8 protein-coding genes and 2 pseudogenes are annotated in these 12,724 nt (G+C 54.0%); 1 reads left to right on the top strand and 9 read right to left on the bottom strand.

The features are described from left to right. Positions 1-253: 253 nt before the first annotated feature. From NH234_RS15155 to NH234_RS15125, 7 genes and pseudogenes are all read right to left on the bottom strand, one after another. A pseudogene (locus tag NH234_RS15155) lies at positions 254-520 on the bottom strand (integrase core domain-containing protein); the annotation flags it as partial. 206 nt (positions 521-726) lie between these two features. Then, positions 727-895 (bottom strand): annotated as a pseudogene (locus NH234_RS15150) (integrase); the annotation flags it as partial. A 104-nt stretch (positions 896-999) separates the two neighbouring features. Continuing rightward, on the bottom strand, positions 1,000-2,130 hold the full coding sequence (locus tag NH234_RS15145; protein WP_367253252.1) for an alpha-hydroxy-acid oxidizing protein: 1,131 nt from the start codon (positions 2,128-2,130) through the stop codon (positions 1,000-1,002). A gap of 103 nt (positions 2,131-2,233) precedes the next feature. Beyond that, positions 2,234-3,481: an MFS transporter gene (locus NH234_RS15140; RefSeq protein ID WP_367253251.1), complete on the bottom strand. Its 1,248-nt coding sequence runs from the start codon at positions 3,479-3,481 to the stop codon at positions 2,234-2,236. A 29-nt stretch (positions 3,482-3,510) separates the two neighbouring features. Further along, positions 3,511-4,518, bottom strand: a complete 1,008-nt coding sequence (locus tag NH234_RS15135; protein ID WP_367253250.1) for a carbon-nitrogen hydrolase family protein — start codon at positions 4,516-4,518, stop codon at positions 3,511-3,513. Positions 4,519-4,662: 144 nt separating this feature from the next. Beyond that, positions 4,663-6,768 (bottom strand): beta-glucosidase, encoded by a 2,106-nt coding sequence (locus tag NH234_RS15130; RefSeq protein WP_367253249.1) that lies wholly within the window; start codon positions 6,766-6,768, stop codon positions 4,663-4,665. Between the two features lie 135 nt (positions 6,769-6,903). Next, complete coding sequence (locus tag NH234_RS15125; RefSeq protein WP_367253248.1) at positions 6,904-8,241, bottom strand: carbohydrate porin; 1,338 nt, start codon at positions 8,239-8,241, stop codon at positions 6,904-6,906. A 404-nt stretch (positions 8,242-8,645) separates the two neighbouring features. On the opposite strand from NH234_RS15125, the gene NH234_RS15120 reads away from it, so the two are divergent. Next, positions 8,646-9,620: a helix-turn-helix domain-containing protein gene (locus NH234_RS15120; protein WP_367253247.1), complete on the top strand. Its 975-nt coding sequence runs from the start codon at positions 8,646-8,648 to the stop codon at positions 9,618-9,620. Between the two features lie 195 nt (positions 9,621-9,815). On the opposite strand, the gene NH234_RS15115 is transcribed toward NH234_RS15120, so the two are convergent. Together NH234_RS15115 and NH234_RS15110 are read right to left on the bottom strand one after the other, a co-directional pair. Continuing rightward, positions 9,816-11,276 (bottom strand): aldehyde dehydrogenase family protein, encoded by a 1,461-nt coding sequence (locus NH234_RS15115; RefSeq protein ID WP_367257181.1) that lies wholly within the window; start codon positions 11,274-11,276, stop codon positions 9,816-9,818. Positions 11,277-11,326: 50 nt separating this feature from the next. After that, positions 11,327-12,661, bottom strand: a complete 1,335-nt coding sequence (locus NH234_RS15110) for an MFS transporter (RefSeq protein ID WP_367253246.1) — start codon at positions 12,659-12,661, stop codon at positions 11,327-11,329. Positions 12,662-12,724: the final 63 nt, after the last annotated feature.

Here is a 12,724-nt window from a genome sequence, read left to right as displayed (position 1 = left end):
TCCTCATGGACGACGGTGTGTGACGGCCCAATACTGGTATGGCGACGATAAGTAGCGCGTGTGTGATCCCGTCAGAAGGGGCGGTTCACTTCTAGTTGGCGCGCCCGCTCGCCTACTGCCCCGAATGGCATACACGGGGCTGTGGGCGGGTGTTGGTTAGCGGATGGAAGAGACAAGCGTCGGAAAAAAGGGCCTCAGTCGAGCAGGTGCATCAGGTGTCTACCCAACATGGATTCGGCAACCTGTGGAGTGGTCAACTAATCCCGGACACGACGTTAAGTTTTTTCTCGGCCTGAGCTGGGGCCAGCCCATCGTTGAACTGGTGCGGTCGAATCCAGTTGTACCGATGCATCAGATAATGACTCATGTCTCGATGCGCTTCTTGGGCCGTCATGTAGCCCACGGTCGGTATCCATTCAGATTTCAAGCTGCGAAAAACGCGCTCCATCGGCGCATTATCCCAACAGTTTCCACGACGGCTCATGCTCTGGTGCATGCGGTAACGCCAAAGCCGTTGGCGATGAAGAGATAGACCTTCAGTCCGAGGCTATCTATTTCTCAATCTTCTTATCTGGACGCTACCGGGTAAATTACGCGGAAACCATCGCTATGTGACTGCGCTTTTGCGCCGATTAGCGACGGCCAGGCTTCGCCTGTCGCTATGCATATTTAAACCTCAGGTGTTCCGTCATCCCCAGGCGTCGTCGACTTCAATTCCCAGATAAAGCAGTCCTCGTTGCGTAGTTGGGCCTGATGTATCCAGGCCGCGATAGCAAACCTTGTTTGTTCGGTGATCCAGAACTTCACTGGCCCGCTGCGTCTTCTGCTAAATAACCACGGCTCGTGTTGATACGTGCTCGCCATGGGCGACTTCGCGCACGCAGAGCTTGGTTAAGCCGGACGCAATAGCATGGCCGAAAACTACGCAGGATTACCTTGCGATGTAATCGACTGATCCTGAGATTACAGGCATCCACACCGACCTACCTGTAATCCGCGTTAGCCCTGTTGTTTTTTCAGGTAATCCGGTGACAAATCTCTAACCGAGGCACACCCCATATTCGCGAGAGTACGATCCAACTCGTCTCGAATGATGCTAAGGACTTCGCTGGCGCCCTCCTCGCCGGCTACGGCCAATCCGTAAAGGAGAGGTCGACCGATGAGCACTGCGTCGGCGCCGAGCGCCAAGGCTTTGACCACATCCGATCCTCTTCTGAAACCGCTATCCACTAATACCTTTCCTGGGTGAATGGCAGAAATCTCCTGCAGAGACAGCATAGGTGAACAGCTCGAGTCTAGCTGGCGTCCACCGTGATTAGAAAGCACCACACCATCGGCCCCCAGGGCCATACAGCGGGTCGCATCTTCGGGGTGAAGAATCCCTTTAACAATAAGGCGATGCGGCCACATGGCTCGTAATCGCTCAAGAGAAGCCCAGTCAAAGCTTGCGTCCATTTTTCGGGAAAGCAGCGCGGCCTGGAGTTCCACATTGTCGGCATCCTGATTGGCAAAGTTCGCCATCTGAGGTATTCCCCCAGCAAGCAAGCTGAGCGACCACCGAGGGTGCAACGCTCCATCCAACATCACCTTGGGTGTGTACTTGAATGGAAGGCCAAATCCACTGCGCAGATCACGCTCGCGCTTTCCGTTCACGGCGACATCGGTTGTGAGCACTAAGGTTTTATATCCAGCAGCCAGGGCACGTGAGACAAGTTGATCAGCAAGGGAAGGATGTACAACGTACAGCTGGAACCAAAGATCACCGCCGGCTTTGTCGGCAACTTCCTCGATTGATGCATTGGCAGCTGTAGAAAGCATAAATGGGATACCCGCTTTCGCCGCAGCCCTTGCCAATGCGATATCGCCCCTCGGCCAGAAAACACCGTTGAGCCCCATTGGCGCAACCATAAGCGGCAATGGCTGAGACGTGCCGAACACCTCAACACTGAGGTCTCGATGGGCGACATCAACCAAACGCCTTGGGACCAGCTCCCATTGATCGAAAGCATCCCGATTCCGCTGTAGACATTTTTCATCATCCGCACCACCGTCAAGGTAGTCGAAGACCATCTGGGGAAGGCGCCGCCGTGCCAGGGAGCGAAACCCTTCTACGCTAAATGCTGAGTTCATGGAGCCCTCAAGGCAGTACAAAAATCCAAAAGAAAAACCCCACTCTATTGAGCAGGGCCTGATTGATCAAATCGATATTATTCCCTGCTCGAATAGATAGAATTTATTCGGATGATGCTGGCAGACCTACCGAAGTTTGCTGACGTCCAGCAAAACCGGGAGCAGTTTCGACCAGAAACAGGCCTGTGAAAGCTGCTGCCAGCGAGACCGCGCCCACCACCATCATCGGAACAGACAAACCGTATAGGTCAGCCAGACCACCGGCGATAACCGGCATTAAAACGCCGCCGATCAACTCGCTTACGCCCGTTGGCACACCGACTGCGGAACCCGTCATGTTGGAAGGTACCGACTCGCTCGGAATAACGGCCAAGAACAATGGAGCGATTCCAAAGCCGAAGATGCCGGCAGCGAAAAGAATAGAAAACATCACTACCGGGCCTGCATGACTGAGAGCAAACGCAAGCATTAAAACGCCGTACATCGTGGCGCAAGCCACTAGCACGGATTTACGGCCCCAGCGATCTGATAGCGCAGGCACAGCGATCATCCCGATGAAACCACCAAATCCCCAGCCCGACACGATCAGCCCCGTTGTGCTCAACGACAGACCGACCACCTGTGTGAGGTATAGAGCTACAAAGGTCGAAAACACGAACAAACCGGTTTGGAACAGCGAGCCAATAATTGTCGTCACCCAGATATTGCGAAATCCGAAAACACTCCTGAGAGGTGTGCTTTCGACAGCTTCGGCTCCAGGAAGACTCTTGCTTGGCTCTCGCATCAGCTTGGCCAACATGACCGTCAGGATCAGTCCAGGGATCCCCAGTAAGAAAAATACCCACTCCCACGGCATGTACAGGCTCAACTGAGTCGCGATGATTGGGCCCAGGCCGATACCGAGTAACGGAAAGAACGCTTGGTGAATCCCCATGTTGAGCCCACGCCGTTTAGGCGTCGAGATCTCAGCAAGCGTTGCAACGCTTGCGCTGAATACACCGCCCTCGCCCACGCCAAGCAGCCCTCGGACAACCAGCATGCCGGTGAAGCTTTTTGCAACCCCGGTCATCCAGGTCATCAGTGAGAAGAAGATGCCAGAGTAGACCAGAACCTTTTTCCGTCCGTGGCGATCACTCAGACCACCAAGAAAATAGGTTGATAGCGCCCACGTCAACGCCAGTACGGAAGCAATGGCTCCGGCCTGGGTATTACTCAATCCCAACTCTGGAATCAAAATCGGGAACAGGTATACAACTATCAGCCGATCAAGGCCCACAATGCCGAACAGCACTGCAAGCAACCAAACCATTTTCCACTCGTAAGCCGAATCACCCTGCGATTTTTGTTGCATGTCATATACCCAAGGGAGCGTGGAATCGATTAATTGGACTCAAGGTCGCCAACGAGAACGACTTCGTCGTCCGCACGGGCTGATGCGTCTTCGGTTACGGGCCGGCGAGACTCAGCATTGAACAGCAGACGTGTCACGTCACTACGGGAATAGTGGCCAACCGGATCTGCCGCAACCTTGGCCAGTGTGACGGCATCGAGATTCACATCCGCGTAGAGCAGACCTTCTCGATCCGGCGCCAAGGGAGTCGCCAAGTCCGCGCCGTCTGGGCCATAAATTCGTGCGTATCCGCCACCCACCTTAAGCAGGCTGCGGGTATCATCGTTTTGGCAAAGGAACTCGACCACGTCTTCGGAAACCATCCCACAGGGAGCGAGGACAAAACACTGGCCTTCGACGGCGTAGGTACGACTTACGGCGTTATTAACCTCGCCACCAATTGCTGGGGTGACGTCCGTATAGAGGGAAAAACCTGGCCATGCAGCCACGTGAATCTGCTCGTGCTTGCTGTACATGGCGAACTTCGTTAGGGGCTGGATATGCTCCCAGCAGCAGAGTCCACCAAGCCGTCCAAGGTTGGTTTCATGAACTTGGATGTCACTACCGTCGCCCTCCCCAAACACCATGCGCTCAGCGACAGTCGGCTTGAGCTTGCGACGCGTCGACAGGGTACGCCCTTGGTCATCGATAAAAGCCTGAGCCATATACAAGCTCCCATTAGACTTCTCAGTAAAACCAACGCATACGAAAATCTGGTGCTCCGCAGCCGCTTGCTCCAGGCGCCGATAGTCGGGGCTATCGATCACCAAAGCCTGTTCGTGGTAGCTGAGCATGTATTGCATTGCCCATGCGGGAGAACCGAGCCAGAAAAACCACGGATAACCCGGGATGAAGTTCTCGGGAAATGCAATCAACCGGGCCCCGCTAGACGCCGCATCAGCAATGAGCCGAATGCATTTATCGACGGTCGCCGCACGATCCATAAAAACAGGTGCGGCTTGTACCACCGCGACTCGATACGAAGTTGAAGAAGACATGGAAACCTCAAAAAATATGGCACGCAGCCGTCCCCTGCATCTTTGATGAAAACGAGCAGGAAAAATGTGCTGAAGATCTTGTCAGACTTGCTTGAGCTTCCCTGGGGCTAGGGTGTTGGCGCCCTCGCTCCACGAGAAAGCGCCTTAGTGGCTGACGGCAACGTCTGAAAAGCTTTGCTTCTGCAAGGCGACGTGCTGTTGTGCCACCAACTCGGTCGCACTATGACCTAGGCCCAATGCATACGGCCCCCGAGCCACCGTCCAGCCTTGCGCTTTGGCGTCAAAGTCTGCGAGCAACCGCGTATCCACTTTTAGGGTTACAGAACGTGTTTCCCCTGGCTGGAGCTCGATCTTGCTCCAACCCAACAAGCGGTGCTGCGCCCTGCCGGGCATGCCCGTCAGGTAGAGTTGAGGTACGTCCTTCCCGGTGAGTTTGCCGGTGTTGGTCACTGTGAAAGAAACAACGAGTGGAGCCATCTGCTCAACCTTCAAGTCGTCGTACTTGAATTGCGTGTACGAAAGGCCATAACCGAACGGGAACAATGGGTTGGTTTTCTTTCGCGCAAACCATTTGTAGCCGACATCGGCGCCTTCGATGTTGTAGTCGACGTCGATCCTGGCGTTTTCAGCACCACCAAACCCAGGCACCTCGGGACGAGGTAGCTGTTTCAGATCAGCAGGGAACGTGATCGGGAGACGTCCTGAAGGATTAACCTTTCCGGTCAGCGTACGAGCAATGGCTTCACCGCCGCCGGCACCGGGGTACCAAGCTTGCATTACTGCCGCCGTTTTGCTCAGCCAGGGCATACTGACGGCGCCTCCGGTTTCCAAAACAACAATCGTTTTACCGTTCGCCGAGGCAACCGCGTCGATCAAACCATTCTGACCATCAGGCAGTTCCAGATCGTATGTGTCGTAGCTTTCCATCATCCATTGCGTCGCGAACACGATGACGAGATCAGCGTTCTTCGCCAGCGCGGCAGCCTCTCCAGGATGACGACCGTCGTTGAAGGTGATCGTGGCGTCTGGGAGTTCCGCTTTCAGAGCCTTAAGTGGCGAGCTTCTGTGCCATACCATTTCACGCAATGTGGAGAACTGCCCTTCCCCTCCGGTATGAATAGCCAGTCCTACACCTTCAGGTTCCACAACTTGGGAAGAACCGCCTCCGGAAAGCACCCCCTTGTCTGCGTTACCACCCACCACCAAAATCTTCTTGATTGAACTATTCAACGGCAGCACGCTATTCTCATTGCGCAGCAGCACCATCCCTTCTTCAGCGGCTCGCTGTGCGACAGCTTTACTCGCCGCATAGTCAATGGGTGTTTTGACTGGAGGGTGCTCGAATAGGCCGACATCAAACATCGAGCGCAGAATTCGCTGGCTCATCTCAGCTAAGCGAGCCTGATAGGCTGGATCTTGCTCTGCTTTGGCAAGCAAGGGTCTATCGAAGAAAACATCGCCAAACAACCACTTGTCCAACTGTGTCCCCATCTCGATATCGACACCATGCATGGCTGCCTCGACCCCGTGAACCGAACCCCAGTCAGACATGACAAACCCGCGATAGCCCCAGCGATCTTTCAACACTCGTTGAAGTAACTCAGCGTTGTCGCACGCGTGCGTACCATTCACTCTGTTGTATCCGCACATGACCGCGCCGGGTTGGCCACGCTCAATGGCGATCTGGAACGCGAGCAAATCACTCTCGCTCATGGCCCGGTCGTCGATCACAGCGCTCATGCCCATCCGCGCGGTCTCCTGATCATTCATCGCAAAATGCTTGATCGTCGACAGCACATGCTGACTTTGAATGCCTTTGATATTTTCACCAGCCATAGTCCCGGCCAGCAATGGATCCTCACCGAAATACTCAAAGTTTCTACCGTTGCGGGGATCGCGCGCGAGGTTCACTCCGCCCGCAAGCATGACGTTGAAGCCCTTGCTCCACGCCTCTTGGCCAATCATCTTGCCGCCGTCGTAGGCGACTTCAGGATTCCAACTTGCGGCGCTGCTGAGTCCTGACGGCAACGGCGTCCCTCCATCACCTGGCCGTACGTTGGCGGGGTTGGCAACTCCGAGGCTTGCATCAGTGATTTGAAGTGCAGGAATACCTCTCGCGACATCCGCAGGCACAAACCCTGCTGATCCAATAGCCCCTTGCGGAACTGCAAACCCAAGAATAGGCATGGCCATTTCGCCATGAACTCGACGAATTTGCTCCTCAAGAGTCAGGTCTTTTTGCAGAAGCATTGCTCGCTCGTCGGGCGATGTGGTTGAGTCCAACCAAGCGTGGGATGCCGCTAGTACGTGGGGGGTGGTTATAAAAAGCGCCAAGAAAGCGATAGAACTTGAGGGAAGAAGCTTTTTCATTAAGGGGTGCCCTACCTAGAAACTGATGTTGAATCGCAGGCCAAGCACCGTCGCATCTGGCACTTTGTCCACGCCACCAGGGGCGTGGTAGTGCTGGATGTTCGGTTGGAGATACAGCCACTTGGTTGCTTGATAGCGATAAAACAGCTCGGTCGAGACTTCCGTGTCGCCCAAGGGGAGATAACGAGGATCATCGTAGTCGTCGATGCCCGCCAATTGGTTGGTCAGATTACGATTGCGTGTCCAATCTTTGTTGATCTTGATGGCGGTGCTGGCAAAGCCCAGCATGTCATCTGGTCGGCTAGCGAATAGACCGTTGTAATACAGTCCCGCGCCGTAGCCGTAGTGGAGGACAGAGGTTTCTTTGTCATTGACTTCGGCGTTAACGAAAGCGCGCAAGCCTTGCTTGCTGTCACCCCCAGGCCCCGTGAGTTGCTGCTCAAAGAACGCCCATGCGGCACGTTTTCCATGACGCTGCTTGAACCCCGCGGATGGATTCAACGCCTGCATCCCCCCAACAGCACCAGCGGCAACATCAGGCGCATCAACATTGCTGTAATAGGCTCCGATGAAATAGTTACCCGCATACTTGCGCTCCCCCCAGTGAGGGCGCCAACCGAGCAACACGGGGTAAATTTGTCCCTCAGCCCCCTTGTCACTCAGCGAGAGACCTCGCTCATTGGTGGTAGTCAGAGGGTTCTGTTGATACACCCCCAGTTTCAAGTACCAATCCGGGGTGATGTGATAGTTTGTAGAAACTGCCCATGTGCTGATAGGCCACCCGTACCAGATGTTGCTGATACCGGGCACGGTGCCGCAGTTGACCAAACTCTGGAACTCACATGTGGACGGAAAGTATTCTTCCGTCGGGGTCATTTTCCCAACTCGCACGCTCAATCGTTTGTTGAAAAAGTTTTGCTGGTAGGTCAGCCGAGTGAGACGGGTGACAGACCCAAAGCCCCATACCTCTTGTGACAAGTTAGGAAGTGAGCCTGTGCGTGGATCGTTAACGCGCGTGTTAGTCAGTAACTCATGATTGTTTCTATTCGTTACGACAAGGCTAAACTCCCCGTCGATCCCCAACATTTTGCTCAGATCGTAGTTAAATAGGGCTGTTGTCTGGTCACTGGTCTCCAGCGCCGTCCTTTGGTCATACCCACCCCTTACGTTCGAGGCAAGCTCGTTGACGTAAAATAGCCCCAGGGTGACGCCATCATCACCAAGTTCATTTCTTATCCCGCCCCAATCACCTGTGAGCCAAGGTGAATTTGCTGCCAAAGGCTCAGCGGCCAAAGCGGGAATACTGACTGACCCCAAGAGGGCTAAACCGCCTGCTGCCATACGCTTTTTCAAATTGGCTGCTCCGTATCCCGAGCTAAAAAGAGCGGACTTCGCATCTTTTTTGCCCTACTTATTGTGCTTTTGGTGGTTAAGCGAATGCTGGAGTTGCTGCGCTAAGCCAAGTCAATACTTCCGGCGACGGAGAGTTTGTCAGGGCATCGGCGAGAATCGCTGCCCTCCACTTCCTGCAGAAGTTGCCTCAGTTTCTTAAGGTGAAATGCGTTTCCATTTGCGTGCACAGCAAATTGAAGTGCTCTTAAAAAGGGCGTGGACAGACGGAGAAACTGCTGCAAAAAAAACAATATGTACTCACCTTCCCATCCTTCATGCCTGAGTTGCTCGGATTGACCTGACTGGGACTGGGGGGCATCTTATTTGCTTGCCTATAGCCAAGCAGCTCGCGCAGGACACACACCGTGCAAACGACCATCTCTACACAGGCCATTCCTGAAGGCAATCGTCTCGATTTTTGGCGGGATTTGATCGGTAAAATGTTCATGCCTTTGGAGTGCACTGCCGGTGCCGGAACGTCGTTCAGTGCTGATCTGCGACATGTTCCTGTGGGTGCCTTAGATTTAATGACTATGGCTGCGAGCCCACACGCGGTTACTCGGAGCGCCCGTTTAGCCCGAAAATCTGACGCTGACTACTTCATGGTCAGTTATCAGATTTGTGGGCAAGGCTATTTAAGGCAGGAAGATAAAGAGTCAAAGCAGAAGGCTGGTGATTTTGTTGTTTACGACAGTACCCGGCCTTTTGAGATGGAGTACGATGCAAATTTCAGCAAATACATCCTTAGGATTCCTCGGCGCTTGCTCAATGCTCATCTGAGCAACCCGGAACGGATGTGCGGCCTAACTATCGATTCCAAAGTCGGCCCGAGCATCTTGCTTGGAGGAATGTTGCGTTCGTTGGCAGAGAATAAAATTGAGCTGGCACCGCCCGTGTCAGAGCCAATCGCCAATGCGCTTATTGAGCTGATAGTAGGTGGATTGCAATCCCTACCACAGGCGCGGCAGTGCGAGATATCAAGGCTGCAGATGTTCCATTTGTCCAGAGTGAAAAACTACGTCATACAGAACTTGCGAGATCCGAGTCTGAACGTCGAGAAAGTCGCTATGGATCTTAAAATGTCAGTAAGTTCACTCTACCGAATTTTCGGTAATGAAGAGCAGCCACTCTCTCAATGGATATGGAGCCAAAGACTGCAGCTCTGTCAGAAAGATCTGAAAAGCCATGCACTCAAAGGCAAGAATATCGGCGAGATTGCATTCGACTGGGGATTCAGCAATTGCACCCATTTCAGCCGTGCGTTCAAACGCGAAACAGGGATGACACCAAAGGAATTTAGGCAGCAACACTTTTCGAGTCAGAAAATAAGCCCTGTGTGACTGCAGCGCTTTTTGAGGGAGCACGGAACCCTCAGTCAAACAGCGCCCCGCTCGTATTGGTTAGATTCGACGCATCCGTTCTTTCATGCCAACCAATGTACACAGGCTCGTTGTGAAGGCTACAGCAGGCTGCCCTTTAGAAATCTAAAGGGCAGAGACTGCTTAAAGGGGCGATCTACAGCTTTAGAATTTTATTTAGAATGGATAAATACGAGGCGTCATTTGGACGCTGATCCAATGATCGGTTGTAAACTCCTCGATTGCCCACTCTCCATTGAATCGGCCAAGCCCAGAGTTTTTTTCCCCGCCGAATGGCGCATGGGCTTCGTCGTTCACAGGGATATCGTTAACGTGTGTCATGCCTGCTTTGATCTTTCGAGCAAAACGAGCACCCCGCTCCAGATCCTTGGTAAACACTGCACTCGATAGACCAAACTCGCTGTCATTCGCCAGATCCAAGGCGTGAGCTTCATCCCGAGCACGCTGAATCCCAACGAGTGGCCCGAAAATCTCCTCCCGAGCGATCTCCATATCTGCTGTGACATCAGCGAAGACGTGTGGCGGCAGAAGATTTCCTTTCGCCTCCCCCTCTACAACTGTCCTGGCTCCTTCTTCCTTCGCGCGGGAAACCTTGCTCAGCAGGCCTTCAAGTTGCTTGCGATTGATGATCGGGCCAACAACGGTGTCAGGGTCGCTTGGGTTACCCACCTTCAGTGTCCTGACTTTGGAGGCGTAAAGCTCTACAAAACGGTCATACAGCGCGTCTTCGACAATAATTCGGTTAATGGCCATACAGATCTGGCCTTGGTGCAAGAACTTGCCCATGACGGCAGCAGCAACCGCCTGATCGAGATCTGCGTCCGCGAGTACCACGAATGGGCTGTTGCCTCCGAGCTCCAACGCCACATGCTTGAGATGCTTACCGCCACTTGCGATCCGCCCAATGTTCAATCCTACCGGCGTCGAGCCGGTGAACGAGATGAACTTAGGAACGTGATGTTCCACAAATGCATCACCGATTTGTGCACCGGAGCCCACCAGCACGCTGATCACGCCTTTCGGTACACCGGCCTCTTCAAAAATTCTCGCTGCCAGAAGCCCCCCAGTTACTGGTGTATCGCTCGCCGGCTTGATAACAATCGCGTTGCCGAGTGCCAATGCAGGTGCGACAGATCGCTGGGTCAGGTGGAACGGGAAATTCCACGGGCTGATCACACCCACTACACCGAGCGGCTCACGGTAAACTCGGTTTTCCTTGCCCGGTACATTGGACGGGAGGATGCGACCATGTACCCGAGCAGGGAACGAGGCCGACTCTTGAGTAATCCCGCGAGCGGCTCCCCATTCGATCTGGGCTTTAATCCGCGTGCTGCCGGACTCTCGAATGATCCAGTCGATGATTTCTTCGCGACGATCATCAAAGATTTGGACGGCTTTGAGCATGATGGCCGAGCGTTGTCCTGGGGCCATAGCTGCCCAACTAGCCTGCGCCTGCTCGGCAAAGACGTAAGCCTGGTTCAAATCCTGGCGATCAGCCTGGCTGATTTCCAGGAGCGATTCGCCGGTGTACGGATCAGTAACGTTGAGAATGTTCCCGGTGCTGCCCTTCCGCCATTCCCCTGCAATTGGCAGCAAGTACATGTCTTGGTAAGGCATACAGTTACTTTGGCTCACGTGAAGTCTCCTTAGACGGTGATACTTGGATATCAGGAATGTGCATCTATAGGCTGGGTCAGGTTTTCACTCGAATTCTGTGCGCGCCGTTTCACCATAGCTATGGCGAAGATAGCGATCAGCCCAGGTATCGCGCAGAAAATAAAATTCAATTGAAGCGGCAAGTTCAGGCTCAGCATGAACCCGCCAAGAGCAGGGCCAGCAACCCCACCGAATCGGCCTACCGCTGAGCACCAACTCACAGCAGTCGAACGGATTTCACTCGGGTATTGTTGCGCGGCAAAGGCGTGAACAACTGCGAGAGTGCCGATGGTCGTAGCACCAGCGATGAGCAACATGACGTTGAGCAATACAGGGCCGGGCTTGATACCAAGGGTGCAAAGTGAAGCGACCGCGAGCGTGAAAAACAGGATCAGGGTGGGTTTGCACCCCCAGCGATCCGCCAGCCAGCCGCCACCAAGCGCGCCAACAGTCGCGCCTAGATTCAATGTCACTAGGAACATCAGGCTTGAGCCCAGTGGATAGCCGCCAGCAACCATGATTTTCGGCAGCCAGGTATTGAGGCCATAGACCATCAGCAGGCACATGCCGAATCCCAGCCAAAGGAATACCGTACTGACACCTCGCCCCTCTTTGAAAAGACGTGACAGAGGTGTGGACGAGGATGTCCGGACGGGCGACTCAAATCGAACCGAGGAAGTATCAATACCAGGAAGAATGCGAGTCATGAGCCGGCTGGCTGCAATCTTGTCCTTCTCCAGCAGGTAAGGCAGGGATTCGGGAAGGTAACGGTACATCCATGGCAAGCAGAGCAAAGGCAGGCCGCCAATGAAGAACGTCGCCTCCCATCCGAACTTCGGAATCAGCAGCATGGCCACCAACGCGGAAACCATCGCACCAATGGAATAGAAGCTGAGCATGATGGTCGTGAGTGTGCTGCGCCGGGTTGTGGGCGACAGATCGCTCATCAGCGCTACGATGTTGGGAACCGCGCCACCCAGCCCAACACCCGTCAGGAAACGCAGAGATGCGAAGCTCAAGGCATCCCATGCAAATGCGTTGGCAAGTGCTCCAACGCTCGCCAGAGTGATCGCCCCGAGAATGACTTTGCGACGACCAAGGCGGTCAGCCAAAGGGCCAATCGCAACGGCACCGAACATCATTCCGAACAGCGCAGCACTTCCCATCCAGCCCGCCTGAACAGGAGGTATTGACCACTGCTCCATGAGCCGTGGAACTACAGAGCCATATATGACCAGGTCGTATCCATCAAACAACATGATGAAAGAGCACCAGAACAACAGGCCATAGTGAAATTTTCCCAACGGCGCAGTGTTCGCAATCTCTATCGCATTTTTCGGGATCATGATTCGTCTCTTGTTTTTGTTATTTCAGATTTGCAAAGGGCCCATCGCGGGGCCCTGTCCCTC

This window comes from Pseudomonas sp. stari2 (assembly GCF_040760005.1).
Classification (GTDB): Bacteria; Pseudomonadota; Gammaproteobacteria; order Pseudomonadales; family Pseudomonadaceae; genus Aquipseudomonas.
Note: the sequence above shows the minus strand (reverse complement) of the source record. Positions and strands in the feature narration are given on the sequence as shown.

Bases quoted from the DNA above. Each gene is read 5' to 3' on its own strand.
- NH234_RS15145 (WP_367253252.1), bottom strand. From the start codon at position 2,130: ATGAACTCAGCATTTAGCGTAGAAGGGTTTCGCTCCCTGGCACGGCGG.
- NH234_RS15140 (WP_367253251.1), bottom strand. From the start codon at position 3,481: ATGCAACAAAAATCGCAGGGTGATTCGGCTTACGAGTGGAAAATGGTT.
- NH234_RS15135 (WP_367253250.1), bottom strand. From the start codon at position 4,518: ATGTCTTCTTCAACTTCGTATCGAGTCGCGGTGGTACAAGCCGCACCT.
- NH234_RS15130 (WP_367253249.1), bottom strand. From the start codon at position 6,768: ATGCTTCTGCAAAAAGACCTGACTCTTGAGGAGCAAATTCGTCGAGTT.
- NH234_RS15115 (WP_367257181.1), bottom strand. From the start codon at position 11,276: ATGCCTTACCAAGACATGTACTTGCTGCCAATTGCAGGGGAATGGCGG.
- NH234_RS15110 (WP_367253246.1), bottom strand. From the start codon at position 12,661: ATGATCCCGAAAAATGCGATAGAGATTGCGAACACTGCGCCGTTGGGA.